The sequence below is a fragment of the Nitrospirillum pindoramense genome, assembly GCF_007827955.1.
GTDB classification, from domain to species: domain Bacteria; phylum Pseudomonadota; class Alphaproteobacteria; order Azospirillales; family Azospirillaceae; genus Nitrospirillum; species Nitrospirillum amazonense_B.
The window spans coordinates 598,049-623,123 of sequence record NZ_VITR01000001.1; the positions used below are offsets into that span (position 1 = coordinate 598,049).

General features: G+C 66.8%; 22 protein-coding genes. 8 read left to right on the forward strand and 14 right to left on the reverse strand.

The features are described 5' to 3' along the window. Positions 1 to 6: 6 nt before the first annotated feature. A complete protein-coding gene (locus FBZ90_RS02440; RefSeq protein WP_145729419.1) occupies positions 7 to 987 on the reverse strand; it encodes a malate dehydrogenase in 981 nt (326 codons plus the stop codon). Between the two features lie 188 nt (positions 988 to 1,175). Here FBZ90_RS02440 and FBZ90_RS28595 point away from each other — a divergent pair, with 188 nt between their 5' ends. Continuing rightward, on the forward strand, positions 1,176 to 2,342 hold the full coding sequence (locus FBZ90_RS28595) for a M23 family metallopeptidase (RefSeq protein WP_145729420.1): 1,167 nt from the start codon (positions 1,176 to 1,178) through the stop codon (positions 2,340 to 2,342). A 52-nt stretch (positions 2,343 to 2,394) separates the two neighbouring features. Here FBZ90_RS28595 and FBZ90_RS02450 read toward each other — a convergent pair whose 3' ends face one another. Continuing rightward, on the reverse strand, positions 2,395 to 3,426 hold the full coding sequence (locus tag FBZ90_RS02450; RefSeq protein ID WP_186455566.1) for a methyl-accepting chemotaxis protein: 1,032 nt from the start codon (positions 3,424 to 3,426) through the stop codon (positions 2,395 to 2,397). Positions 3,427 to 3,857: 431 nt separating this feature from the next. Then, entirely contained in the window at positions 3,858 to 4,391 is a 534-nt protein-coding gene (locus tag FBZ90_RS02455; protein WP_145729422.1) for a SixA phosphatase family protein, read from the reverse strand. A gap of 183 nt (positions 4,392 to 4,574) precedes the next feature. Here FBZ90_RS02455 and FBZ90_RS02460 point away from each other — a divergent pair, with 183 nt between their 5' ends. The 3 genes from FBZ90_RS02460 to FBZ90_RS02470 all read left to right on the forward strand — a co-directional run bounded on the left by FBZ90_RS02460 (position 4,575) and on the right by FBZ90_RS02470 (position 9,058). Beyond that, positions 4,575 to 6,761 (forward strand): RNA degradosome polyphosphate kinase, encoded by a 2,187-nt coding sequence (locus FBZ90_RS02460; protein ID WP_186455567.1) that lies wholly within the window; start codon positions 4,575 to 4,577, stop codon positions 6,759 to 6,761. 26 nt (positions 6,762 to 6,787) lie between these two features. Then, positions 6,788 to 8,323, forward strand: coding sequence for a Ppx/GppA family phosphatase (locus tag FBZ90_RS02465; protein WP_145729423.1), 1,536 nt, complete (start codon positions 6,788 to 6,790; stop codon positions 8,321 to 8,323). Between the two features lie 93 nt (positions 8,324 to 8,416). Continuing rightward, positions 8,417 to 9,058, forward strand: coding sequence for a hypothetical protein (locus tag FBZ90_RS02470; RefSeq protein ID WP_145729424.1), 642 nt, complete (start codon positions 8,417 to 8,419; stop codon positions 9,056 to 9,058). A gap of 4 nt (positions 9,059 to 9,062) precedes the next feature. On the opposite strand, the gene FBZ90_RS02475 is transcribed toward FBZ90_RS02470, so the two are convergent. After that, a complete protein-coding gene (locus FBZ90_RS02475; RefSeq protein WP_145729425.1) occupies positions 9,063 to 9,449 on the reverse strand; it encodes a hypothetical protein in 387 nt (128 codons plus the stop codon). 551 nt (positions 9,450 to 10,000) lie between these two features. Between FBZ90_RS02475 and FBZ90_RS02480 the strand changes: the two genes are divergently transcribed. Next, a complete protein-coding gene (locus FBZ90_RS02480; protein WP_145729426.1) occupies positions 10,001 to 10,477 on the forward strand; it encodes a hypothetical protein in 477 nt (158 codons plus the stop codon). 90 nt (positions 10,478 to 10,567) lie between these two features. Here FBZ90_RS02480 and purF read toward each other — a convergent pair whose 3' ends face one another. The 3 genes from purF to radA all read right to left on the reverse strand — a co-directional run bounded on the left by purF (position 10,568) and on the right by radA (position 14,217). Further along, entirely contained in the window at positions 10,568 to 12,022 is a 1,455-nt protein-coding gene (purF, locus tag FBZ90_RS02485) for an amidophosphoribosyltransferase (protein ID WP_145729427.1), read from the reverse strand. A gap of 62 nt (positions 12,023 to 12,084) precedes the next feature. Beyond that, complete coding sequence (locus FBZ90_RS02490) at positions 12,085 to 12,783, reverse strand: CvpA family protein (protein WP_145729428.1); 699 nt, start codon at positions 12,781 to 12,783, stop codon at positions 12,085 to 12,087. A 6-nt stretch (positions 12,784 to 12,789) separates the two neighbouring features. Beyond that, on the reverse strand, positions 12,790 to 14,217 hold the full coding sequence (radA, locus tag FBZ90_RS02495; RefSeq protein WP_145729429.1) for a DNA repair protein RadA: 1,428 nt from the start codon (positions 14,215 to 14,217) through the stop codon (positions 12,790 to 12,792). Positions 14,218 to 14,453: 236 nt separating this feature from the next. Here radA and FBZ90_RS02500 point away from each other — a divergent pair, with 236 nt between their 5' ends. Further along, complete coding sequence (locus tag FBZ90_RS02500; protein WP_246130106.1) at positions 14,454 to 15,842, forward strand: amidohydrolase family protein; 1,389 nt, start codon at positions 14,454 to 14,456, stop codon at positions 15,840 to 15,842. Between the two features lie 215 nt (positions 15,843 to 16,057). Continuing rightward, the gene (locus FBZ90_RS02505) at positions 16,058 to 16,453 is read left to right on the forward strand and encodes a hypothetical protein (protein WP_145729431.1); all 396 of its coding nucleotides are present in this window, start codon (positions 16,058 to 16,060) and stop codon (positions 16,451 to 16,453) included. Positions 16,454 to 16,469: 16 nt separating this feature from the next. Here the strand turns inward: FBZ90_RS02505 and FBZ90_RS02510 are convergent, their stop codons facing one another. From FBZ90_RS02510 to cysQ, 7 genes are all read right to left on the reverse strand, one after another. After that, the gene (locus FBZ90_RS02510; protein ID WP_211101888.1) at positions 16,470 to 17,270 is read right to left on the reverse strand and encodes an alpha/beta hydrolase; all 801 of its coding nucleotides are present in this window, start codon (positions 17,268 to 17,270) and stop codon (positions 16,470 to 16,472) included. Between the two features lie 162 nt (positions 17,271 to 17,432). Beyond that, the gene (locus tag FBZ90_RS02515) at positions 17,433 to 18,227 is read right to left on the reverse strand and encodes an ABC transporter ATP-binding protein (RefSeq protein WP_145729433.1); all 795 of its coding nucleotides are present in this window, start codon (positions 18,225 to 18,227) and stop codon (positions 17,433 to 17,435) included. Beyond that, a complete protein-coding gene (locus tag FBZ90_RS02520) occupies positions 18,224 to 18,994 on the reverse strand; it encodes an MlaE family ABC transporter permease (protein WP_145729434.1) in 771 nt (256 codons plus the stop codon). Before FBZ90_RS02520 ends, FBZ90_RS02515 begins: the two co-directional genes overlap by 4 nt. Before the next feature lie 88 nt (positions 18,995 to 19,082). Further along, positions 19,083 to 20,216: an alanine racemase gene (gene alr / locus FBZ90_RS02525; protein ID WP_145729435.1), complete on the reverse strand. Its 1,134-nt coding sequence runs from the start codon at positions 20,214 to 20,216 to the stop codon at positions 19,083 to 19,085. A gap of 19 nt (positions 20,217 to 20,235) precedes the next feature. Further along, a complete protein-coding gene (locus FBZ90_RS02530; RefSeq protein WP_186455568.1) occupies positions 20,236 to 21,738 on the reverse strand; it encodes a replicative DNA helicase in 1,503 nt (500 codons plus the stop codon). Between the two features lie 155 nt (positions 21,739 to 21,893). Then, positions 21,894 to 23,210 (reverse strand): SAM-dependent methyltransferase, encoded by a 1,317-nt coding sequence (locus FBZ90_RS02535; RefSeq protein WP_145729437.1) that lies wholly within the window; start codon positions 23,208 to 23,210, stop codon positions 21,894 to 21,896. Positions 23,211 to 23,338: 128 nt separating this feature from the next. Further along, positions 23,339 to 24,139 carry a 3'(2'),5'-bisphosphate nucleotidase CysQ gene (gene cysQ / locus FBZ90_RS02540; RefSeq protein WP_246130107.1) on the reverse strand — a complete coding sequence of 267 codons (801 nt, stop codon included), beginning with the start codon at positions 24,137 to 24,139 and terminating at the stop codon, positions 23,339 to 23,341. A gap of 240 nt (positions 24,140 to 24,379) precedes the next feature. Between cysQ and FBZ90_RS02545 the strand changes: the two genes are divergently transcribed. Continuing rightward, complete coding sequence (locus FBZ90_RS02545; RefSeq protein WP_246130108.1) at positions 24,380 to 24,958, forward strand: thermonuclease family protein; 579 nt, start codon at positions 24,380 to 24,382, stop codon at positions 24,956 to 24,958. Positions 24,959 to 25,075 lie beyond the last annotated feature (117 nt).

Sequence of the window (25,075 nt, forward strand, 5' to 3'; positions counted from 1 at the left end):
CCGGGTTCAGAGGTTCGCCACGGCGGCCCGTTCCTCCATCAGCTCCGCCACCGTCCGGTCCAGCATGGCGCGGCCGAAGGCGTCCAGCTCCAGGCCACGCACCCGTTCGATACGGCCATCCCGGCACAGTGCGGGCACGCCGCAAACCAGACCCTGGGGCAGGCCGTAATCCCCTTCCGACGCCAGCCCCATGGAAACCCAGCGGTCACCGCTGCCGTGCACCCAGTCGCGCATGTGGTCGATGGCGGCATTGGCGGCGGACGCCGCGGAGGATAGGCCCCGCGCCTCGATGATGGCGGTGCCCCGCTGGGCTACGGTGGGGATCAGCGTCTCCCGGTACCAGGCGGTGTCGCCGATCAGGTCGGGCAGGGGGTGGCCCTGAACCACCGCGTGCTGCCAGTCGGCGAACATGGTGGGTGAGTGGTTGCCCCAGACTACCAGCCGCTCGATGGCCGTCACATCCACCCCGGCCTTGGCCGCCAACTGCGCCTGGGCGCGGTTGTGGTCCAATCGGATCATGGAGGTGATGGCGTCGTGCGGCAGGTCCGGTGCGTGCTGGATGGCGATCCAGGCGTTGGTGTTGGCGGGGTTGCCCACCACCAGCACCTTGGCCGTGCGCTTGGCCTGTTCGTTCAGGGCGCGGCCCTGCGCCTTGAAGATGGCGGCGTTGGCGGACAGCAGGTCCCGCCGTTCCATGCCCTTGCCGCGTGGGCGAGAGCCGACCAGGAAGGCGGCGTCGATGTCGCGGAAGGCGACGGACGGGTCATCGCTGGCGTCCATGCCGCGCAGCAGGGGGAAGGCGCAGTCCTCCAACTCCATCATCACGCCGCGCAGGGCCGGCAGTGCCGGCGTGATCTCCAGCAGGGAGAGGTGGATGGGCTGGCCGGCGCCGAACACGTCGCCCTTGGCCAGGCGGAACAGCAGGGAGTAGGCAATCTGCCCGGCGGCACCGGAAACGGCGACGCGGATGGGGGCGGCGGTGGTCATGATAGACATCCTCGGGAGTGGGTTTGCGCTTGCCCTCGAAACTGCGCCCCATCCTGTGATCGTTCCAACAGAACGTATTGAATGAACCAATCCAGTTTGTTGATTAATGGTCGCCACAAGTCCTGGTTAAGCCCCTTGCTCCTGCCCAGGGATCATGATGCCTTAGGGGGATAGCCTGGGGGTGGTCCGTGCCGCGATTTCTTGGTTTGGTGGTTGGCGCCTTGCTGTGCGCCCTGGCGCCGACGCGGGCGGAGGAGATCCATCAGGCCCAGGTCGAAGCCCGTATCCCCTGGCGGCCCCGGCCGGTCGCCGCCAGCGATGGTCGGAACCATCTGGCCTATGAACTCCATATCACCAGTTTTGATTCCGGCGATGGGCCGCTGACGCTGGAGCGGCTGTCGGTGTTCGCCGGGAAGGGGGCGGTCCCGCTGTTGACCGTGGCCGGGGCGGACCTTGCCGGCTTGCTGGCCCAGCCGCCGGGCGGCGAGGTGGGTGGGGGCGTCGCCATCGAGCCCGGCCGGCGTCAGGTGCTGTTCCTCTGGCTGACCCTGCCGCCCGGCGCCCCGCCGGTAAGCCTGCGCCATCAGCTGGATTTCCGGACGGCCCAGGGGCAGGTGCAGCGGGCGGCCGCGGTGACCAGTGCGGTCGCCCGCGCGCCGGCGCTGGAGATCGGGCCGCCGTTGCGCGGCGGCGCCTGGCTGGCCGTGGAGGGGCCCGGCAATCCCCATTCCCATCACTGGGGCAGCATGGTCGCCGTCGACGGGATGCTCACCATCCCCCAGCGCTTCGCCATCGACTGGTTCGGCCTGGATGCCGCCTGGCATTCCCTGCGCGGCCGCCATGACAGTCTATCCGCGACCCGGGATGAGGATTGGGTGGGCTATGGCGCCGATGTGCTGGCGGTGGCGGATGGTCTGGTGCTGGATGTGCGCGACGATGTGCCCGATGGCACGCCGCTGGCGCCGCAATCCGTCCCGGATGACCTGACGGCCCGGACCCTCTATGGCAACTTCATCATTCTGGAAATCGCGCCAGGCGTCTTCGCGCACTATGCGCATCTGCGCGCGGGCAGCGTCGGGGTGAAAGCCGGCGACCGCGTCCAGGCCGGGGCGATCATCGGCCGGGTGGGGCAGACCGGTGCGGCCGGCGCGCCCCATCTGCATTTCCACCTGAGCGACCGATCAACGTTCGAGCAGTCGGAAGGGCTGCCGTTCGTGATCAAGGCCTACACCCGACGGGGGAAGACCAATGTCGAGGCCACCTTCGACGTCGATGCGCCGGTGACGCTGGAGGGGAGCACCCATGATGTCCGCCACGCCATGCCCCTGGACGGCGACGTGGTGCGCTTTCCTTAGGCCCCCGGCGTCGCCCAACGGTGGCCGCTGGGCGACGCGCTGGAAGGGGTACTCAACTTTGGCCAGGCGGGTTGTGGACCAGGACGCCATACCAGCCCAGGCCGCGATAGGTCTCATATCCCGGCGTGCGGGCGAACCCGATCAGCCGGCCATGGCGGTCCATGTAGTGGCCCATGGGCTGGCCCTGGGTCACCAGGTGGAAGCTCTCCGTCAGCTCCCCCCGGCCATCGCTGGCGGCGATGATGCGGCCGGCGGCGTCCAGCAGCAGGCAGCGGGTGTTGGTCCGTTCCGATGTTTCCAGGCGGACACCGGTTACCACTGCGCGGGCCTGCGGCGCCCAGTCGAAGAAGATGCCCAGCGCGCCCAGAACCTCGCCATCCTGGGCGCCGTCACGGCGTACGGCCGTGGAATAGGTGGCGACCGTGCGATTCTCCAGCACCGGGTTGGGGCTGACATCCTCCACCGCGAAATCGCCGCCGTCGCGGGTGCGCAGGGCGTCGATGAACCAGGCCTCATTGGCGACGTTGGCGCCGATGGCGTGGGGGAAGCGGTCGGGCCGGCCGGTGGCGATGACGCGGCCGGTGCGGTCGGCCACCCACAGGTCGAGATAGACGGTATAGCTTTGCAGGATGACGTTCAGCCGCTCGCTGGCATGGCGGGCCGTCTCGTGCGACGGGCTCTGCAGGCCCGCGACCACGGCGCTGTCGGTGGCCCACCAGCGCACGTCGCAAGACCGCTCATAGAGATTGCGGTCGATGATGTCGATGCTGTTCAACGCCAGGTCGGCCAGGCGCTGGCCGCGGAAGCGGGTCATCAAATCCTCACCCACCGTGGTCATGCGGTCGACCAGTTGGCCGATCTCGCTGCGCAGTTCGCCCGCCACGACGCTGACGCGCTGGGAGATGGAATTGACCTCGTTGGCCACCACGGCGAAACCCCGGCCGGCGTCGCCGGCGCGGCCGGCCTCGATCAGGGCGTTGAAGGCCAGCATCTTGGTGGTCCGGTTGATGTCCTCGATCACCGAGACCTTCTGGCTGGCCACGTCCAGAACGTTCTTCGTCAGGTCGATCAGGCTGTTGTCCATCGGCTCCCCCACTCTCTTGATTAGCTTTTGTGCGGCGCAACAATTACGTCACGTCATGACGCTATCGCAAAAGGCGTGCCGTCCCGCCGCCGCAGGGCAACGTCGTTAATAAGTCGTTAAGAAATATAGGGAATGGCGCCGCCGGTCGGGTCAGCGGTCCTGCCCTGATCCTAGCCGAAAGGACAGGGGTGGCGAAATTCCAGGCAAATGGTTGCTCAGCCGATGTGCAACTAATAGGAGGTGATTGGAAGTGAAATCGGTTTCGTTTTTAGCCCTGTCGCGTCCGCGCCCAGGCGGCCATAAAAGCCTTGCGCAGCTTGATGCCACTTACTTTTTTGATGAACTTTCCGGATTTGAAACGAGGGGGCTTTAGTCTTCATGCGCCCTCCAAGATGGTATTAATTATACAACTCCAGGCTAGGGCGATCTCTTCAGTCCCGCGCCACCCCGCGCGGGGTGGCGAATTCGGATAGGTGGCCCTTGCCGGCGGCCAGGTCGGCCCAGCGGTCCAGGGTGAAGTCCAGTCGCGCCAGCCCTCCGGTCGGGTATTTTTCCATGACGCGGGTGCGAAGGGCGGGGTCCTCCTCGGCCCCCGCCAGCGACAACGCCAGCTCCTCCAGCCCCGGGTTGTGACCAATGAGCAGGACGGTGGCGGTCGGGTCGGGCAAGGCCCGCAGGCGGTCGGCCAGCGCCGGGGCGGAGGCCATGTAAAACACCCGGTCCACGCACAGGGGTGGCGGCTCCCGCCACAGGGTAAGCAGGCCGGCCAGGGTCGCCCGCGTGCGAACGGCGGTGGAGCAGAGGATCAGGTCGGGCCGGGGTGTTCCACCCTTGCGGTGCCGGAAATAGTCGGCCATGGTCGCAAGCGCGCGCTCCCCCCGTGCCGACAAGGGACGCTCATGATCGGGGACGCTGTCGTCGTCCCAGGAGGATTTCATATGCCGCAGCAGGAAAAGGGTTTTCACGAGACATCCCCCAGGGTGGACCGACTGCCCGCGCCCGCTGTCGACCCGGAGACCCCTGAGGCGGACAAGAGCGCGACCGGCACGGAAGCGAAATCAACAGGATCGGCGGTACCGGAACCAGAAACGGTAACGTTGGCTGTTTATGGTGAACGACCCGATACCCTTGCTGCGAATGAGGCGACCATGTCCACGGCGGTGGAAACCCCGACCCGCGAAGTTGAGCCTGCCCCCCTCGATATGACGTCGCCGGACCGGTTCATCAATCGCGAACTGTCGTGGCTGGCCTTCAACCAGCGCGTCCTGGAAGAGGCGTACAACGCCCACCACCCCTTGCTGGAGCGGCTGCGCTTCCTGTCCATTTCCGCCAGCAACCTGGATGAGTTCTATACCGTCCGCGTCGCCGCCCTGAAGGCGCAGGTGACAGCGGGCGTGGCCACCCCCTCCGATGACAACCTGACGCCGGCGCAGCAGTTGGCGGCCATCAACGCCCGCGCGGCGGAGCTGATGCGCGAGCAGCAGGCTTGCTGGCTGATGATGCGCGCCGACCTGGCCAAGGCCGGCATCGCCGCCATCGACCCCGCCGAGCTGACGCCGTCGGAAACCGATTGGCTGGAAGCGAAGTTCCTGGACGACATCTTCCCGGTGCTGACGCCCATCGCGGTCGATCCGGCCCATCCGTTCCCTTTCATCGCCAATTCCGGCTTCTCCCTGGCGGTGCAGCTGTTCGACCCGGTGCGCAACACCCACCTGGACGCCCTGGTCCTACTGCCGGCGCAGTTGGATCGCTTCGTGCGCCTGCCGGGCAGCGACGTGCGCTTCATCCTGCTGGAAGAGCTGGTGCTGCTGTTCATCGACCGGCTGTTCCCGCCCTTCACCCTGAAGGGCCATGGCTTCTTCCGTGTGCTGCGCGACAGCGACATCGAAATTGAGGAAGAGTCGGAAGACCTGGTCCGCACCTTCGAAAGCGCGCTGAAGCGCCGCCGCCGGGGCAGCGTCATCCAGCTGTGCGTCAACGCCGGCATGTCGCGTGACCTGCGCGACTTCCTGGCCGGACAGTTGCACGTGCCCACCGACGATGTGTTCGTGCTGGACGGCCTGATCGGCTTGGCCGAGACCAAGCAGCTGATCATCGATGAGCGGCCGGATCTGCTGTTCCAGCCCTACAACGCCCGCTTCCCGGAGCGCATCCGTGATTTCGGCGGTGATTGCTTCGCCGCCATCCGCCACAAGGACATCATCGTCCACCACCCGTTCGAGAGCTTCGACGTGGTGGTGCAGTTCCTGCGCCAGGCGGCGCAGGACCCTGCCGTGCTGGCCATCAAGCAGACGCTGTACCGCACCTCCAAGAACTCCCCCATCGTGGCGGCCCTGATCGAGGCGGCGGAGGCGGGCAAGAGCGTCACCGCCATGGTGGAGCTGAAGGCCCGCTTCGATGAAGAGGCCAACATCCGCTGGGCCCGCGACCTGGAACGGGCGGGTGTGCAGGTGGTTTATGGTTTCGTCGACCTCAAGACCCACGCCAAGGTGTCGCTGGTGGTGCGCCGGGAACAGAAGGGCCTGCGCTCCTACGTTCATTTCGGCACCGGCAACTACCACCCCATCACCGCCAAGATTTACACCGACCTCAGCTTCTTCACCTGCGATCCGGCGCTGGTGCACGACGCGGCCCACATGTTCAACTACATGACCGGGTACGCGACGCCCAAGGCGCTGGAGAAGATCGCCATCGCCCCCATCGGCCTGCGCGACCGGTTGGTCAGCCTGATCGATGCCGAGATCGCCCACGCCCGCGCCGGCCGGCCGGCGCAGATCTGGGTGAAGCTGAACTCCCTGGTCGACGCCCGCATCATTGACAAGCTGTATGAGGCGTCGCAGCAGGGCGTCAGCATCGACATGGTCATCCGCGGCATCTGCTGCCTGAGGCCGGGGGTGAAGGGCCTGTCGGAAAACATCCGGGTGAAAAGCATCGTCGGCCGTTACCTGGAGCATGGTCGCGTGGTCTGCTTCGGCAACGGCGTGGGCCTGCCGCACCCCGGCGCCAAGGTCTTCATCTCCTCCGCCGACTGGATGCCGCGCAACCTGGACCGCCGTATCGAGACGCTGGTGCCCATCGAGACGCCGTCCTGCCATCGCCAGGTGATGGATCAAATCATGGTCGCGAACCTGAAGGATGAGGCGCAAAGCTGGCAGCTGAGCCCCGATGGCGAGTATCATCGGGTGGAAGCACCGCTGGGCGCCTTCAACGCCCACACGTTCTTCATGACCAACCCCAGCCTGTCGGGGCGGGGCAGCAGCGCGGTCACCGATCCCAAGGGGCCGGCCAAGCTGTTGCTGAAGGCGGCCGCCAAGGCCGCCAAACGCGCTGACTGAACCGCCTTAGCCCGTACCGGATACCCATGCCCGTAAAGTTCGATCGTCCCGCCCCAGAACGCCATGTTGGCTCCGACCGGTTGGCGGTCATCGACATCGGCTCCAACTCCATGCGGGTGGTGGTGTATGACCGCCTGGAGCGGTCACCCATCGCCATCTTCAATGAGAAGATCATGTGCGGGCTGGGCCGGTCGGTGGAAAAGACGGGCAAGCTGCATCCCGAGGGTGTGAAGCTGGCCTTGGCCAACCTGGCCCGCTTCCGCCGTCTGATCGAAGGCATGCAGGTCGGCCGGGTGGATATCCTGGCCACCGCCGCCGTGCGCGACGCCAAGGACGGTGCCAAGTTCGTGGCGGATGTGGAGGCGCTGACCGGCGTGCCCGTCACCGTGCTGGCGGGGGAGGAGGAGGCGCGGCTGTCCGCCATGGGGGTGCTGTCCGGCACGCCCGGCGCCGACGGCCTGATGGGCGACCTCGGTGGCGGCAGTCTGGAACTGGTGACCCTGGACAAGGGCGTCATCGGCCGTCAGGCCACCCTGCCGCTGGGTCCCCTGCGGCTGATCGAGGCGGTGGACGGCAAGCCGGGGTCGGCCACCAAGCTGATCGATGCGCAACTGGCCAAGCTGCCCTGGGCCCTGGAAGGCCGGGGCCGCGATTTCCACCCTGTGGGCGGCGGCTGGCGCGCCTTGGCCAAGATGCATATGGAGCAGGTGGGCCACCCGCTGCACATCATCCACCATTACGTGGTCGACGCCCGGGTGATGGCTGATTTTGCCGGCCTGGTCGGGCGTCAGAGCCGCGCATCGCTGGAAAAGATGCCGGGCGTTTCCCGTCGCCGGCTGGAGACGCTGCCCATGGCGGCGCTGGTCATGGAGCGTCTGCTGCGCGCGGTGCAGCCATCTAATGTGGTTTTTTCCGCCTACGGCCTGCGGGAAGGGTTCCTGTTCGACCAATTGTCGGCGGAGGAGCGCCGGCGCGATCCGCTGATCGACAGCTGCACCCAGGTGGCCGAGCGCTTGGGCCGCTTCGGCGAGGCCGCGACGCTGACGCAGTGGACGTCCCCCCTCTTCGCGGGCGAGGACGAGGCCGCCGCCCGGCTGCGGACGGCGGCGTGCCTGTTGTCCGACCTGGGATGGTCGGAGCACCCGGACTATCGGGCGGAGCACGCCTACCTGCGGGTGCTGCGCATGCCCTTCGCCGGTGCCGATCATGCGGAACGGGCTTTCCTGGCGCTGGCCTCCTTCGTGCGGTATGCGGGCACGGCCGATGGTCAGCCCCTGGGGCTGACCCGGACCCTGCTGTCAGAGGCGCAGCTCAGCCGCGCCGTGATCGTGGGTTTGGCCTTGCGGCTGGCCCACACCTTGACCGGCGGCGCCGCGACCCTGTTGCAGCGGACGGCCCTGCGGCTGACGCCGGATACCTTGACCCTGCTACTGCCCCGGGATGCCGCCATGCTGGACGGCGACGCCGTGCAGCGGCGCCTGGATGCGCTGGCCAAGACCCTGGGGCGCAAGGGCACGGTGGTGGTCCAACAGGGACCGACGCTGGCTGACACCGGCGTGTGAGGTCCGGCTTTCCGTTGGCCTGCTTTCCGTTGGAAAGTGCGGCGGCGGCCCCATATAAGTTCGACGCCGTTTGTCCCTGTTCGGATCGCAGCCATGGCCTTCATGACCCGACTTGCCCTTGTCCTGGGTATCCTGCTGATCGCGGCGGGGAGCATGATGCCGGCGCGGGCCGATTTCCTGCCCCCGGGCCGCCCCGACGATACCGACCCCATCGTTCAGCAGGTGCTTAATTGCTGGAGCTATGGCCATCGTCCCAACGCGAAGGGGGCCGGTGTCGGGGTGGGGGGGCAAAAGCTGGTTTGCGCCCATGGCGAAGCCAAGACAGCCGTGATGAAGGACGCCATCGCCCGCATCACCGCCCTCGACGCCCAGACCCTGGTCATCTGGTCGCAGGGTGGTGGCGACCCGCAGGCGGCCGCCGAGCTGGCGCAGACCATCGTCGACAGGGGCATCACCGTCATTGTCGATGGTCCTTGTGCCGGCCCCTGCGTCTGGTGGCTGGCCGCGTCGCCCAAGCGTCTGGTGACGCCGGAGGCGGTCTTCGACTTCAGCGCTGGGCCAGAGGCGCCGGCGGCGGTGGCCGACCGTGTGCGCCAAGCCACCGGCATCGACCTCAACGCCCTGCGCCAAACTGGGGGGGCGTCCCAACGGCGGGATGAGGCGGCGTTGCGGTCGCTGGGCCTGGGCGTCACCATGCTGCCGCCCATCGTGGCGGTGAAGCCGACGCCGACCTGAGCCCCTACCGCCCGATGGGCGGTGCGTCCTCCGCCCAATCCTCCCGCGCTTGGTCCAGCGCATACCGCAGGGCGCCCCGCCGCTCCCGTTCGTCCGGTATGGCGATCAGCCGGTCATAGATGTGGCTGATCAACTGACCCTGCACCGTCGGGCTGGGTCGACTCCCGTTCTGGCCGTGAAGGGTCAGCACGCCGTCGATGATCTGCGCCAGAAGGTGCGCATCCAGCCCGGGGCGGTTGCCGGTCATATGCATGTCGCCATGGCCGGTCAGCAGCCAGTCCACCGAAATGTCCAGGGTCAGCAGTTGAGCCAGGGTTTCCCCCTTGGGCAGCTTCCCCAGGCGCTCATACCCCTGCCAGGTGTTCACGCCCAAAGCGAACCGGGCGGACATGCTTTTCTGGGTTTCCCCCAGATACTCACGGACCTGGCGCAGCCTATCCTTCAACCCCTTCATGGTGTCGCGCGCAGCCTCAGTCCGTAGGCGGCGGATGGGTATAGAAGGCACGGAATTTTGTGCTTCATTGGCACGAAAAAACGTGCCATGTTCAATCTCGCGTTCAGTCGGAACACTCCGTGACCACTCCTGATGTCATGGGGCCGCACAAGGGCGCCGGTATCCAGGCGCTGATGGGCGTCCCCGGTTCCGTCTCTGGTGGGATTTGGCAGTTGAAAATGGGCATCCTGACACAATCCACCCTGTGCGCGGGGTCGATATGTGGTGGGGAACCCGGGGGGCGTTAATGATGCCTGTCAGGCCGGCAATCCTCCATGGGCTTAGCCCCAATATCCAAGTAAGCGAGCTTGCTACCTGAGCGGTACCGCCGCGCAGGTAAAAGTTTGATTAAGATCTGATAGAATAAAGCTCCCCGACCTGATCGCAACGTCCAATCCGCATCAAGACAGTCAGCCGGAGCTTTTGTCTATCGCGGCAGGACATGGCTTATGCACAAGGCTGATTACCAGCTTTTCCCGCAGTTGCGTCTGATATGTATCATCTATAGTGGGGATGTGGACGGGCACGAAATAGCCGATCATATATCCGGCCTGATCCAAGATGGTGAGGTGGATATCTCCTGGAATTGCGTGGTGGATTTGCGTTCCTTTATCGGAAACGTCCACCACTCATCCTTGGAGAGGATGTCAAAGCTGTTAAATGTGAAGCGTCGGCCCGGGATTTTTACTCATGGATTAGAAAAAGATCGGAGAAAGGTGGCCATCGTAAGCTACAATGCCGGTCAGAAATTCTTGATAAATTTGGCCCGCGTCTATATCCGGGATTATGATCTTCAACACTTTTCCGACATGCGGCAGGGTTTCGCTTGGGCATGCGGGCAGGATGCGTTGCCTCGACACATGATGTCACTGGACTGGCATTTGGAGCTGGCAACGCAGGACGAGTCCCCTGACCGCGGGCGGTAGCCTGGGCGAAAGCGATTGGCGGGAATCGAAACGCCCCCGGAAGATCGTCTTCCGGGGGCGTTTCTCAATCACGGAAAGCCAGGCTTGGCCTTAGGCGCGGCGTTCGGCCAGGAAGGCGACTTCGCCACCCGGCGTGCCCTCATAATCCGTCAGCGGGATGGGGTACTCGCCGGTGAAGCAGGCGTCGCAATATTGCGGGCCGCCAGTGTCGCGGCCGCTGTGTCCCAGCGCCTTGTACAGCCCGTCGTTGGAGATGAAGGCCAGGCTGTCGGATCCGATGTAGCGGTTCATCTCCTCGACCGACAGCTTATGCGCCAGCAGCTTTTCCTTCTCCGGCGTGTCGATGCCGTAGAAGCAGGAATGCCGGGTGGGCGGGCTGGAAATGCGCATGTGCACTTCCTTGGCGCCGGCCGCGCGCATCATTTCCACGATCTTCACCGAGGTGGTTCCGCGCACGATGCTGTCGTCCACCAGGATGACGCGCTTGCCCTGAATGTAGTGTCGGTTGGCGTTGTGCTTCAGCTTCACGCCCAGATGCCGAATCTTGTCGGTCGGCTGGATGAAGGTGCGGCCGACATAGTGGTTGCGGATGATGCCCAACTCGAACGGGATGCCACTCTGCTCGGCATAGCCGATGGCGGCGGGCACGCCGCTGTCCGGCACCGGGATGATCACGTCGGCATCCACATGGCTTTCCTGGGCCAGATGGGCGCCGATGGACTTGCGCACCTTGTAGACGCTGGATCCTTCAACCAAGCTGTCGGGCCGGGCGAAGTAGATGTACTCGAAAATGCAGAAGCGGCTGTTTTCCGGCTGGAAGGGGCGCAGGCTCTGCACCCCGGCGGCAGTCAGCACCACCATTTCACCCGGCTCGATGTCGCGGACGAACTCAGCACCGATGATGTCCAGGGCGCAGGTTTCCGACGCCAGGACCGGCGCGTCGCCCAGCATGCCCAGCACCAGCGGGCGCACGCCGCGGGGATCGCGCACGCCGATGATCTGGTCCTTGGCCATGGCGACCAGGGAGTAGGCGCCCTCGACCTGGCGCAGGGCCTCGACCATGCGGTCGATGACGCTGCCGCCCCGGGCGGTCGCCATCAGGTGGACGATGACTTCGGTGTCGGTGGTGGACTGGAACAGGCAGCCACGGCGCACCAGCTGGCGGCGCAGCGTCATGGCGTTGGTCAGGTTGCCGTTGTGCGCCAGGCCGAAACCGCCGAACTCAAAGTCCGCGAACAGCGGCTGCACGTTGCGCAGCGCTGTGTCACCCGTGGTGGCGTAGCGCACATGGCCGATGGCGGCGTTGCCCTTCAGCGGGCGCATGACCGCCTCGGAACTGAAGTTGTCGCCGACTTGGCCCAGCGCGCGATGGACGCCGAAATGTTCCCCGTCAAAGGCGACGATGCCCGCCGATTCCTGGCCTCGATGCTGCAGGGCATGCAGGCCCAGGGCCACCAGGGCGGCCGCGTCCGTGGCGCCCAGGATGCCAAAGACGCCGCATTCCTCACGCAACTTGTCGTCGTCAAAGGGGTTCGTGGTCAGCATGAGCGGTCACCGGGCGCCTTTCGCGCTAGGTTGGTACGTTGCGGTCCGTTGCGAAGAAGCGCTTATTCCGGCTTCTTCTTATCGACGGTGTTCTCGATCAGCTGATCAAGGCCCGTGCGTTCGCGGTCGTTATAGCCCTGTTCACCCGGCTTCGCACCCGCGTTCCCCGCAGGGGTGATCGCCGGGGTTTGAAGCCGTTCCAAGTCCTGCTTGGCGGCCAGGGCCCGCTCGGCTTCCATCCGGGCGGCATCGATTCGTCCTTCACCCTCGTGGCGCAGGTCGGACGGCGCCAAGGTGCGCAGCATGTCCGCCCCGGCCTCCAGCGCCGGCCGGGTGCGTGCGTCACGCAGCCAGTCCGGCTTGTTGTCCGGCCAGATATAGCCCATCAGCATATAGCCCAGGCTGACCAACACAGCGCCCCGCAGCACCCCGAAACCGAACCCCAGCGACCGGTCTATGGCCGACAGGGCACTGTCGCTCACGCGGCCGGCCAGGGTGTGGCAGATCATCTGCAGCACCAGCAAGGCCGCCACGAACAGGGTGATGATGGCGACGCCGTCGGCAATCATCTGCCGCTCGATATGGGCGCGGACGAAGGGCTTGACCAGGGGGAAGGCATACAGCGTGACCAGGGCAGCCCCGACCCAGGCGCCGATCGACAGCACCTCGCGCACGAAGCCGCGGGCGAAAGCCAGCAGCGCCGACAGCACGACGATGACGACGACGGCGATGTCCAGGGGGTTCAAACCGTTGATATCCATGATGCCTCAGCCCCGCCCGCCGCTGGAGACGGCCTTGGGTGTGTTCTTCGGCGGCGCGCCTTTCTGGGCGGGGGCCGCCTGGAACAGGGGCAGCAGGTCCGACAGGTGGTGCAGTTCGATGCGCCGCAGGCCGGCGTCCCCGCCGGATCCCTTGCGCCGGGTGGGCACCAGGGCCGTGCCGAAGCCCAGCTTCGCCGCCTCCTTCAGCCGCGTCTCACTCTGGCTCACCGCCCGGATTTCCCCCGACAACCCGATCTCTCCATAAACCACAGCGTCGGCCGGCACCGGTTCCCCCGTCAGGGAGGAGACCAGGGCCGCGGCCACCGCCAAATCCGCCGCCGGTTCCGTGACCTTCAGGCCGCCGGCGACGTTCAGATACACATCATTGGCGCCGATGGCGAGGCCGCACCGCGCCTCCAGCACCGCCATCACCATGGCCAGGCGCGCCGTGTCCCAGCCCACCACCGCCCGCCGCGGTGTGCCCAGGGGGGAGGGGGCGACCAGGGCCTGCACCTCCATCAGCACGGGGCGGGTGCCCTCCATGCCGGCGAAGACGGCGGTGCCGGTGACGTCGCCCCGCCGTTCCGCCAGGAAAATCTCCGACGGGTTGGCGACTTCGCGCAGGCCGTCCTCAGCCATTTCGAACACGCCGATCTCATCGGTGGCGCCGAAGCGGTTCTTCACCGCGCGCAGGATGCGGAACTGGTGGCCGCGCTCCCCCTCGAAATACAGCACCGTGTCCACCATGTGCTCCAGCACGCGGGGGCCGGCGATCTGGCCGTCCTTGGTGACGTGGCCCACGATCAGCAGGGTGATGCCCCGGCGCTTGGCCACGCGGATCAGTTCGGAGGCAGAGGCCCGGACCTGGGCCACCGTGCCGGGCGCGCTGTCCAGCGTATCGACGAACATGGTCTGGATACTGTCGATGACCGCCACGCGCGGGCCGTCCGCCGCGTCCAGCGAGGCCACGATGTCGCGCACATTGGTCGCGGCCGCCAAATTCACCGGCGCCGAAGCCAGGCCCAGCCGCAGGGCGCGCATGCGCACCTGATCCACCGCCTCTTCACCGGAGATGTAGGCGCAGGACGTGCCCTGGGCCAGCCGGCAGATGACCTGCAGCAACAGGGTGGACTTGCCGATTCCGGGGTCACCGCCCACCAGCAGGGCGGAGCCATGCACCAAACCGCCACCGCACACCCGGTCGAATTCCTGGATGTGGGTCATGCGGCGGGGTGCCTGCTCCGACACGCCGGACAATTCCACGAACTCCAGCCGGCGGCCCTGCACCTTGGTGCCCAAGCCCCGGGGTGCGGCCTCGGGGGCGGCTTCCTCCACCAGGGTATTCCAGGCGCCACATCCCTCACACCGGCCGCTCCACTTCGGATGGGCCGTGCCGCAACTTTGGCAGACATAGCGGTTCGTGTTTCGGGCCACGGGAACAAAATCCTGACGGGGTGATGGGCAGGGCGCATCATAACAGCTTGGGGGACCAAACCGCCACCCCGGCGCCGGTTATACAGCCACCAGATTTAGGGGGTAGGGCCCCGCCGGACGCACGACAGAATGGTGCGGGGGCTGGAGCGTGATGATGCGGCCGGTGGCCGGTGAATTGACAGCCGCCAGTGCCGCGCCCACAGTCGCCGCCTGCCGTTCCCCTCAGGATGTTCACCTTGAAAAGCATCATGACCATGGCGCGCCGCGCCTTGACGATCCTGACGCTGCTGGCTGGTGCGGCGGGGGTGACGCCCGCCAGCGCGGCTGATGGAGGGGTGGCGCCGACCGCGGTGGTGATCTATCGCGGGGCCACCGTGATCGACGGTACCGGCACGGCGCCGCAGCCTGGCATGGATGTCGTGACCCGGGGGCAGGACATCGCGCTGGTGGCGCCCACGGGGCAGGTGCCGGCAAGCCTGGCCAAGGGGGCCGTGGTGATCGATGTCCGGGGTCTTTACGTCCTGCCGGGATTGATCGATACCCATGTCCACTTGGCCACCGTGCCCAACCGCCGCGCCGAAGAGGCGCTGTTGCGCCGGGCGCTGTACGGTGGCGTCACGGCGGAACGGGACATGGCGGGCGATACCCGCGTTCTTGCCGATCTGGCGCGCGCAGCCCTGCTAGGGGATATCCCAGCCCCGGATATCCATTACGCCGCGCTGATGGCCGGCCCCAGCTTCTTCAAGGACCCGCGCACGGCGGCCTCCGCCCAGGGCGCCACGGCGGGGCAGGTGCCCTGGATGCAGGCCATCACCCCGGAAACCGACCTGAAGCTGGCGGTGGCTTTGGCGCGGGGCACCGGCGCCAGCGGCGTCAAGATCTACGCCAACCTGTCCGCCGACCTGGTGGCGGGGATCGCGCGGCAGGCCCATGCCCAGGGCTTTCGCGTCTGGGCCCATGCCATGGTCTTTCCGGCAACCCCGGCAGAGGAGATCGAGGCTGGCGTTGACGTGCTGTCCCATGCCTGCATGCTGGCCTATCAGGCGCTGCCGGAGAAGCCGACGCAGTATCACGATCGCGCGCCCGTGGACCCGGCGCGCATCGCCAATCCCGACCCCGTCATGGCCACCCTGTTCGAAGCCATGAAACGCCACGGCACGATGCTGGACGCCACACTGCGGGTCTACGCCGAGGGCGACGAGCGCTGGGCGGGCAAGCCCAACCCGCCGGGCTCCTACTGTCCGGGTGACCTGGCAGCCCGCATCACCCGGCAGGCGCGTGACGCCGGCGTTGGCATCTCCGCCGGCACGGATGGGGAAACGCCGGCCGCTGACGCCTATCCGGCCCTGCATGAGGAACTGGAACTCCTGGTTCGCCGGGCCGGATTCTCACCCCTGGCCGCCATCCAGGCCGGCACCCAAATGGGGGCCCGCGTCTTGGACATGGATCAACGGATGGGCACGGTGGCGGCGGGTAAGCTGGCCAACCTCGTGTTCGTGGCCAAGGATCCGACCCAGGACATCGCCAACCTGCGCAGCGTCGTCTACACGGTGAAGCGGGGCCATCGCTACAGCCGTGCGGACTTCCAACCCATCACCCCGGATGAGGCGGGTGACGTCGACTGAGCGACCCGAGGCTGGTCCAATTTTCAATATTGGCGCGGGGGTATCGCTACTTATGTAGGTGTGGTGCCCGGTTTCTGAAAGCTTGACCAGTGAAATGGTCACAACTTTCAATTTTCGGTCATGCTACCTATACCGCCATCGTCGTTTCCGGTGGCAGTGCGGAAATGTATAAAATACATCATAAATTATTTCCTTCATCCCGGATCATTTGCCTCTTGGTCCTGGAGGATGTGACCGGCGACATCATCGCCGATTACATGGAGGAAATGCTGGCCTGGAACGCGGATGTCGCCACGTGGAACAGCGTGACCGACTTGCGGCTTCACGTCGGCGATGTGTCGCCGGCCGCCATTCGCCGCATGGGGGCCGTCCTGGGAGAGGCTCGGCGCGGCCGCGCCGGTGGCCGTGCGGCGGTGGTCAGCCACAACACCGGCGTGCGGTTCCTGTTGAATTTGGCGCGGCTTTTCATCGGCGGCCATGACCTGCGGGCCTTCGCCGACATGTCCGCCGCCTACGCCTGGGCATCAGGCATGGAAGCCGGCGCCACCTTGGCCGAAAGCGGGTTGCCGGCTGAAATGGCCACGGCGGGATGGGGATGCCTCGCCGCGTGACACGGCCGCGTCCGGTCTAAATGATCCCCAGGCCGCGCAGCCAGGTCTCCACCAGATGGGGCCACGCCGACACGGCGGACGCCGTCGGCCGCAGTCCGAAGGCATGGCCTCCCTTGGCGTAGGAGTGCAACTCCACAGGCACGCCCGCCTTCTTCAGCCCCATGTAATAGCTCAGCGCGTCCTCAACCCTGTCCACGTGGTCATCCTCGTTCTGCAACAGGAAGGTCGGCGGCGTGTCGCGGGAGATGTGACTGGCAATGTCTGGATTGAGCGCGATGGTGTCCTCCGCCTCGGACAGATGTCCGGGGTACATCGCGATGGCGAAATCCGGGCGGCTGCTTTCAATGTCGGCCGCGTCCACGGCGGTGTAGGCCCTGTCGCGGAAATGGGTGCTGACGGCAGCGACCATGTGCCCGCCCGCAGAAAAGCCGATGACGCCGATCTTGTGCGGATCGATCCGCCATTCGGCGGCATGGTGGCGGACCAGGCTCACGGTCCGCTGGGCGTCCTGCAAGGCCATCGGCACCGGGGGAATGACATGGCAGTGGCATGCGCCGTCCCAATAGGGGCCTGAGCGCGGCACGCGGTATTTCAGTAGCACGCAGGTGATGCCCCGGCCGGTCAGCCAGTCGCAGATCTCGGTGCCCTCCAGGTCCATGGCCAGGATCTTGTAGCCCCCGCCGGGGAAAACGATGATGGCGGCGCCCGTGTTCGGCCCTTTGGGCGCGTAGACCGTCATGGTGGGGCGGGAGACGTTTTCCGCCACCACCACGCCGTCGTCCACGCGCATCGTCTCCGGCGCCGCAGAGGCCGGCATGCCAGGCGCCGTTCCCGGCCACAGGGGAAGTTGCGCGTGGCCTTGGATAGGCTGCCAGGCGGACGCCCGCGCGGGACCCTGGGGACCCGCGACCAAGAACAACAAGCCAAGGATCAGCATGGCATGACGGCCCATACGCGACTGTCCCTTGCCTTGGCAGGCTTACCCCAGCTTCACCTGCATCTGGATCGGGCCATCGGCACGGCCGTGGATGAACTGGTCGACGTAGGCGTTGCCGCTGTCGTCGATGGCGTCCGTTGGGCCCTGCCAGATCAGCTTGCCCTGGTACAGCATGCCGATGCGGTCGGAGATTTTGCGGGCGCTGGCCATGTCGTGGGTGATGGTCAGCGCCGTGGCGCCCAGGTCGCGCACGCACTTCACGATCAGGTCGTTGATGACGTCGGCCATGATCGGGTCCAGGCCCGTCGTCGGCTCGTCAAAGAAGATGATTTCGGGTGTGGTGGCGATGGCGCGGGCCAGGCTCACGCGTTTCTGCATGCCGCCCGACAGTTCCGCCGGGGACAGGTTGGCCACGTCCGGTCCCAGGCCCACGGCGGCCAGCTTCTCGATGGCGATCTCACGCGCCTGGGCGCGCTTCATGCCCTGGCCCTGGATCAGGCCGAAGGCCACATTCTGCCAGACGGGCAGGCTGTCGAACAGGGCGCCGCCCTGGAACAGCATGCCGAACTTGGTCATGACCCGGTCGCGGGCGCGGCCGCCGATATGGGTGGTCTCCTCGCCATCGACCTTGATGGTGCCCGCATCCGGGCGCAGCAGCCCCAGGATGGACTTCAGCATCACCGACTTGCCGGTGCCCGACCCGCCGATGATGACGAAAGACTCGCCCTTGGCGACGCTGAGGTCTACGCCGTCCAGCACCTTCTTAGGGCCGAAGGCCTTCTTGACGCCAACCAGTTCGATTTTAGGGGTCGCGGATTGGGGGGATACCGTGCTCATGAGAAGAACAGCCCCGTCAGCAGATAGTTGATCATCAGGATCATGATGGAGGCGGAAACCACGGCATGCGTGGTGGCCGCACCCACGCCCTGGGCGCCGCCCTTGGAATGGTAGCCGTTGTAGCAGCCCATCAGCGCGATGATGAAACCGAAGGCCGCCGCCTTGGCCAGGCCCGAGACCACGTCGATGGTTTCAAGGTACTGCGCCGTGCTGGTCAGGTAGGCGGCGGGGTTGAACCCCAGGCGGTAGATGCTGACGACATAGCCGCCGAAGACGCCGATGATGTCGGCCACCAGCACCAGGCAGGGCAGCATGAGCGTGCCCGCGAGGAGCCGGGGCGCCACCAGGTACTTGAACGGGTTGGTTGACAGGGTGGTCAGCGCATCGACCTGTTCCGTCACCCGCATGGTGCCGATCTCGGCCGCCATGGCCGCACCCACGCGGCCCGCCACCATCAGCCCGGCCATGACCGGGCCCAGCTCACGGGTGATGGACAGCACCACCACGGTGGCGATGGCGCTGGACGCGTTGAAGCGGGCGAAGCCGGTATAGCTCTGCAGCGCCAGCACCATGCCGGTGAACAGGGCCGTCAGGCCCACCACCGGCAGGCTGTTGTAGCCGATCTCCCGCATCTGCTGCAGCAGCAGGCGGGGATAGTAGGGGGGACGGACGCAATGCGACAAGGCGCGCGCCGTGAACAGGGCCAGCCGCCCGGTGGCGGCCAGGAACACCAGGGTGGCCCGGCCGATCCCGCTCAAGAACCCCATCCGCTCCGCTCCTCAGTCATTCAAGGGACTTACCATACACAACCGCTGGCGTGCCCAACGGCTCCGCATCAGGGTGCGCCGCAAAAGGTCACGCCCCCTGATACACGCGGTAAAACCTCCGGCCAAGCCCTGTTAAGATCTCATAGCCTATCGTTCCGGCGTCGGCCGCCACGTCGTCCAGCGGCCGGTCGGGCCCGATCAACTCGGCGAACACGCCGGGAACCAGGGCGGCGGGCGGGACGTCGCTGGCGTCCACGCTCAGCAAATCCATGGAAATGCGGCCGACGACCGGGGCCCGCACGCCGGCGATGGTGACATGGCCGGAAGAGCCCAGGGCGCGGAAATATCCATCGGCGTAGCCCACGGCGATGGTGGCCAGCCGTGCTGGCGCCGCGGTGCGATAGGTGGCGCCATACCCCACGGTGGTGCCCGCTGGCACGTCGCGGATCTGCAGCACCCGTCCCAACAGCCGCAGCGCTGGGCTCATAGGGTTGGGGGCCTCCGGCGTCGGGTTCACCCCGTAGAGCGCGGCCCCCGGCCGCACCATGTTGTGCAGCAGCGACGCCTCGCGGAAGATGCCGGAAGAAGCCGCCAGGCTGACTGGCGCCGCGGGCAAACGGGCCAGATGGGCCCGGAACCGGGCGTCCTGCTCGGCGTTCAGGCCGTCGCCCGCCACGTCCGCGCTGGCCAGGTGGCTCATCCAGCCCGTCAGGGCGATGCCCGACAGCCTGGCCGTATCCCCGGCCAGGCGCCGGGCGTCACCGTCGTCCAGTCCCAGGCGGTTCATGCCGGTGTCGATGTGGATGACGGCGGGAAGCTCACGGCCCAGCTCAGCCGCCAAGAATCGCCAGCGGTCGATATCATCCAGGCTGTTCAGGACGGGTATCAGGCCCAGGGCGGCCAGATCCCGCTCCGTGCCCGGCGTCGGGCCGTGCAGGACCAGGATGCGGGCATCGGGGCCGGTGGGCAGCGCGGCGCGCAGGGCCGCGGCCTCTTCCAGGTCGGCGACGAAGAAGGTGCGGCAGCCGGCCTTCAGCAGCGCGCGCGCCACGGGCACGGCGCCCAGGCCATAGCCGTCGGCCTTGACCACGCCGGCGCATTCCACCGTGCGGCCCGACCGTTGGGCATGATCGCGCAGCCGCCGCCAGTTGCCGGCGATGGCTGCCAGGTCGATGGTCAATACGGCGCCGGCACCGGCCGGCACCTGATCCAGGAACCCCATGGGCGACACGCCTGATTCCTCAGTAATCGTCGCCCGCGCCCGCCAGGGCATGGTGGGTGTCGAGGTCGGAGAAGCGGGTGAATTCGCCGTGGAAGTGCAGACGCACGGTGCCCACGGGGCCGTGGCGCTGCTTGGCGATGATGGCCTCGGCGGTGTCGTGCACCTCTTCCAGCCGCTGCTGCCAGCGCTGGTAGCGGTCGTTGAACTTGTCCTCCGCCTCTTCCGGGCGGCGCGAGGGCTCGGCACGTTCCAGGTAGTACTGTTCGCGGTACACGAACATGACCACGTCGGCGTCCTGCTCGATGGAGCCGGATTCACGCAGGTCCGACAGCTGCGGGCGCTTGTCCTCGCGGTTTTCCACCTGTCGCGACAGCTGCGACAGGGCGATCACCGGCAGGTCCAGTTCCTTGGCGATGGCCTTGAGGCCCCGGGTGATCTCGGAGATTTCCTGCACGCGGTTGTCGGTCTTGCTAATCCCGCCGCCGCGCAGCAGCTGCAGGTAGTCGACCACGATCATGCCCAGGCCGTGGGTGCGCTTCAGGCGGCGGGCGCGGGTGCGCACGGCGGTGATGGACAGGGCAGGGGTGTCGTCCACGAAGAACGGCACCTTGGAGATGTAGTTGCTGGCCTCGATGAAGCGGGGGAAGTCGCTGCCGTGGATTTCGCCACGGCGGATCTTGTCGCCGCTGACCTCGGCCTCGTCGGCCAGAATACGGGTGGCCAGCTGTTCCGCCGACATTTCCAGGGAGAAGAAGCCGACCGGCGCCCCTTCCTTGCCGCTGCTCTTCATATGGGCGCGGGCGGCGTTGAAGGCGATGTTGGTGGCCAGCGCCGTCTTACCCATGGAGGGGCGGCCGGCCAGGATGATGAGGTCCGAGGGGTGCAGGCCGCCCAGCTTGCCGTCCAGGTCACGCAGGCCGGTGGTGACGCCGGTGACATGGCTGGACCGCTTGTACGCCGCCTCCGCCATTTCGATGGCGGCTTTCAGCGACCGTTCGAACGGGACGAAGCCGCCCTGGGCGTCGCCGGTGGAGGCGAGGTCGAACAGCCGCTTCTCCGCCTCCTCGATCTGGTCGGTGGCGACCACGTCCAGGTCATGCTTGTACGCGGCGTTGACCATGTCCTCGCCCACGTCGATCAGCTGCCGGCGCAGGTAGGAGTCGTGGATGATGCGGCCGTAGTCCTCGGCGTTGCTGACGGTGACGACGCCGGCGGCCAGGCGGGCCAGGTACTCGGTGCCGCCGATCTCCTTCAGGTCGGCGTCCTGCTCGAAATAGGCCTTCAGCGTCAGCGGGCTGGCGATCTGGCCGCGCTCCACCAGCTTGGCGATGGCGGCGAAGACGCGGCCGTTGGCCGGGTCGAAGAAGTGCTCCGGCCGCAGGAACTCGGCCACCTTTTCCAGGGCCTTGTTGTTGACCAGGGCGGCGCCCAGCAGCGCCTGTTCCGCCTCCAGATTATGGGGCGGCGTGCGGTAGGGCAACGCACCGGTGGAGGCGGCCGGGTCGGTCAACTTGGTGTCCATGGGCATGAGTTTAACAGCGGGGGAGGCATGGCATAGCCGGACGCTGCGGCCTCGGCAAGTGCAACATGCGGATGGATTTTATCCACAGGGGGATAAACGCGGGGATAAAGGCGGAGCCGCTCGTGCGCGCCCCGCCCTTAAGGCTTGATTCCCCGCTATTCCGCCACCATCGCCGGGTTGCGGGAGCGGGGGGCCATCGCCTCCTCCGCCCTGTGGATATAATCGCGGGTCAGGGGCACCGCCGCCAGCGCGTTCGACAACTGGATTTGGAACACCATGTGCCCCTGGTAGCGGAAGGCGCACTCCGACCCCGCCAGGTAAAATTCCCACATGCGGACGAAGCGGTCGTCGTACAGGGCGGCGGCCTCGTCGGCGCGCGCCAGGAAGCGGTGGCGCCAGGCGCGCAGGGTTTCGGCGTAATGCAGGCGCAGGATCTCGATGTCGGTGGTGACGACGCGCGCCTTCTCCACCGCCGGCATCACCTCCGACAGGGCGGGAACATAGCCGCCGGGGAAAATGTATTTGCGGATCCAGGGGTTGGTGGCCCCCGGCCCGTCCAGCCGGCCGATGGAATGGATCAGGGCCACCCCCTCTGGAGTCATCAGGTCGCGCACCGCCGCGAAATATTCGGGGTAGTGGGGCAGGCCCACATGCTCAAACATGCCGACCGAGACGATGCGGTCGAAATGACCGGCGTAGCCCTGGGCCCTCAGGTGGCGGTAATCCACCAGCTCGAACCTCACGCGGCCGGCCAGGCCCTCGTCGGCCGCGCGTTGACGGGCCACGGCCAACTGCTCCTGCGATAGGGTGATGCCCATGATCCGGGCGTCCGGAACCTGGCGGGCGATCTCCAACGCCATGCCACCCCAGCCGCAGCCGATGTCCAGCACCTTGTGGCCGGGCTCCAGCCGCAGCTTGGCGATGATGTGGCGCTTCTTCAGGCTCTGCGCCTCTTCCAGCGTCGTTTCCGGCGTCGGGAAATAGGCGCAGGAATATTGGCGATCGCTGTCCAGGAACAGGGAATAGAGCTTGCCCGACAGGTCGTAATGGTGGGCGACGTTGGCCTTGGACCGGTGCGCCGGATTGAACTGCTGGGCATAGCGGGTCAGGGTCTCGATGGGGCCCATCAGATGGTCGGACCAGCCGATGTGCTGCCAGCCGCTGTTGCGGGTGACCAGGGCCAGCAGATCGTAGATGCTGCCCTCCTCCATCACCAGCGTGCCGTCCATGTAAGCCTCGCCCGCGTACAGGCGCGGCGCCAGGGCCAGCTTCCAGTGCAGGGCCGGATCGGTGAGCCGCATGGTGATGGGGCCGTAAGCCGCCGGGCCGCCATCCGCGACGCTTCCGGGACAGAGCCCCCCCGGCAGGGCGTCCGGGTCGCGGCGGCCGAATTCGTAGCGGCGCTGATACGCGTCGATCAGAGTCATATGACCGGTCTTGATCAGGGACCGGAACAGGCTGGCCAAGAGCATGCCGAAGGCTCCCTCGTCTCAAATCACCTGCATATCAAAGACATGTAGGTAGTCTGAGAGCTGGGCGCCATAGGGTCCATTAGCTCTAAGATTTACGCAAAAGGGCAGGGGATGCCCTTTCCGCCGTCTTACTTCCCGTGGGCGATGAAGGGGCCGTTACGGAAACCCGCCTTACCGTAGCGGAAGGGGTCGCCCTCGGGGGTGGTCATGCCGCCGCCGGCGGCCAGCAGCACGGCGTGGCCGGCGGCCGTATCCCACTCGCAGGTGGGGCCAAAGCGGGGATAGAGGTCGGCGATGCCCTCGGCGATGCGGCAGAATTTGACCGAACTGCCGCAGGCCAGCGTCTCGGCCACCGAATAGGCTTTGAGGTAATCCGCCAGCGCCGCGTCGTTGGCGTGGGAGCGGGAGGAGACGACGGTGACGCCGGCGCGCGGCTGCGGCCGGCAGGCGATGGCCTCGCGCTCCGCGCCGTTACGCTGGCGCCAGGCCAGGGGCTGGGGCACCAACACCCCGGCGAACAATTCGCCGCTGGCGGGGGCGTACACCACGCCCAGCACCGGCTGGCCCTGCTCGACCAGCGCGATGTTCACCGTGAACTCGCCATTGCGCTTGATGAATTCCTTGGTGCCGTCCAGGGGGTCCACCAGCCAGAAGGGCTGGCGCGCGGTCACGGCCGGGATCTCCCCGCGCTCCGCCGCCTCTTCCGATACGGCGGGGATGGTTGGCGTCAGTCGCGCCAAGCCGGGCAGGATGATGGCCTCGGCGGCGTGGTCGGCCAGGGTGACGGGGCTGCCATCGGCCTTGGACGTGGCGCCGTCGTTGCCTTCATAGAACGGCAGGGTGGCAAGCCCAGCCTCCACCGCCAGCGCCGCGACATCGTCCAGCAGGGCGACAAGGTCCATACGGGCGGGGACGGCGGCGAGGGTCATGGGTCCAGCCTATCTATGTAGTCGTCGGGAAAGGGGTCGGCGGACGGCATAGTGCATCCGCCCCCGGCTCAGCAACAGTCCAGGTCCGCCCGGACGCGCGCGGCTCTCATGCGCGTCAGTCCGGACCCGCTTCCCTCATTCCGCTTGAGGGGCGGAATAAGGGTCAAGGGGCGCGATAATGGGCGGGGTCTGGCCATCCCGCAACCTGCGCAATGGGCCAAGGGGTGTTATAGTAAGTCCATGATGAAGCCGAAGCCGCCCCTTTGCGTAAAGGCCCTGCCCTTGGTGCTCGCGGCCCTGGCCGGGAGCACGGCCCTGGCCGCCCCGCCGCCGCCTGTGGGCGGGGGCGGCGACGTGATCGAGGGCCATGCCCAGGCGACGGAGGGGGATACGCTGCTGGTGGATGGCGGGGAGATCAAGCTTTACGGCATCGACGCGCCCGATCCCGGCCAAACCTGCCAGAATCGACGCGGCGCCAGCTATGATTGTTTCGCCCAGGCGACGAAGGAATTGCAGGCCATCGTCCAGGACAAGATCGTCCGCTGCACCACGAAGGAAAGCCCGCCCAAGCAGCGGCGCCTGGGGGTCTGCACGGTGGAGGGGCGGGACGTCGCCGGCATCATGGTGCGTGCCGGCTGGGCGTTGGCCTACACCGCCCTGTCGCCGGACTATTACAGTGTCCAGGTGTTGGCCATGAGCCACCGCGCCGGCATGTGGGGCGGTCGGGTGGAGGCGCCCTGGCTGTGGCGCGACCGCCAGGCGGCGCTGGAGGCGGACGCCACCGGCAAGCCCAAGAAAAAGCCGGGTGGCCAGCCGTGAGGCCGTCCGCATCATTATCCCGGGCCGACCCATCCGGGGTAGTCGGGCCGGACACAATGCCGTGCAAACATGCCGGCCCATCCCATGGTCGCCTGGAAAACACTTGACCGCGACCGT

Bases quoted from the DNA above. Each gene is read 5' to 3' on its own strand.
- FBZ90_RS02515 (WP_145729433.1), bottom strand. From the start codon at position 18,227: ATGAGCACGGTATCCCCCCAATCCGCGACCCCTAAAATCGAACTGGTT.
- FBZ90_RS02490 (WP_145729428.1), bottom strand. From the start codon at position 12,783: ATGGATATCAACGGTTTGAACCCCCTGGACATCGCCGTCGTCGTCATC.
- FBZ90_RS02465 (WP_145729423.1), top strand. From the start codon at position 6,788: ATGCCCGTAAAGTTCGATCGTCCCGCCCCAGAACGCCATGTTGGCTCC.
- purF (WP_145729427.1), bottom strand. From the start codon at position 12,022: ATGCTGACCACGAACCCCTTTGACGACGACAAGTTGCGTGAGGAATGC.
- FBZ90_RS02460 (WP_186455567.1), top strand. From the start codon at position 4,575: ATGTCCACGGCGGTGGAAACCCCGACCCGCGAAGTTGAGCCTGCCCCC.
- FBZ90_RS02545 (WP_246130108.1), top strand. From the start codon at position 24,380: ATGATGAAGCCGAAGCCGCCCCTTTGCGTAAAGGCCCTGCCCTTGGTG.
- alr (WP_145729435.1), bottom strand. From the start codon at position 20,216: ATGGGGTTCCTGGATCAGGTGCCGGCCGGTGCCGGCGCCGTATTGACC.
- FBZ90_RS02510 (WP_211101888.1), bottom strand. From the start codon at position 17,270: ATGCCGGCCTCTGCGGCGCCGGAGACGATGCGCGTGGACGACGGCGTG.
- FBZ90_RS02470 (WP_145729424.1), top strand. From the start codon at position 8,417: ATGGCCTTCATGACCCGACTTGCCCTTGTCCTGGGTATCCTGCTGATC.
- cysQ (WP_246130107.1), bottom strand. From the start codon at position 24,139: ATGACCCTCGCCGCCGTCCCCGCCCGTATGGACCTTGTCGCCCTGCTG.
- FBZ90_RS02440 (WP_145729419.1), bottom strand. From the start codon at position 987: ATGACCACCGCCGCCCCCATCCGCGTCGCCGTTTCCGGTGCCGCCGGG.
- FBZ90_RS02450 (WP_186455566.1), bottom strand. From the start codon at position 3,426: ATGGACAACAGCCTGATCGACCTGACGAAGAACGTTCTGGACGTGGCC.
- FBZ90_RS02520 (WP_145729434.1), bottom strand. From the start codon at position 18,994: ATGGGGTTCTTGAGCGGGATCGGCCGGGCCACCCTGGTGTTCCTGGCC.
- FBZ90_RS02475 (WP_145729425.1), bottom strand. From the start codon at position 9,449: ATGTCCGCCCGGTTCGCTTTGGGCGTGAACACCTGGCAGGGGTATGAG.
- FBZ90_RS02480 (WP_145729426.1), top strand. From the start codon at position 10,001: ATGCACAAGGCTGATTACCAGCTTTTCCCGCAGTTGCGTCTGATATGT.
- FBZ90_RS02530 (WP_186455568.1), bottom strand. From the start codon at position 21,738: ATGGACACCAAGTTGACCGACCCGGCCGCCTCCACCGGTGCGTTGCCC.
- FBZ90_RS02535 (WP_145729437.1), bottom strand. From the start codon at position 23,210: ATGCTCTTGGCCAGCCTGTTCCGGTCCCTGATCAAGACCGGTCATATG.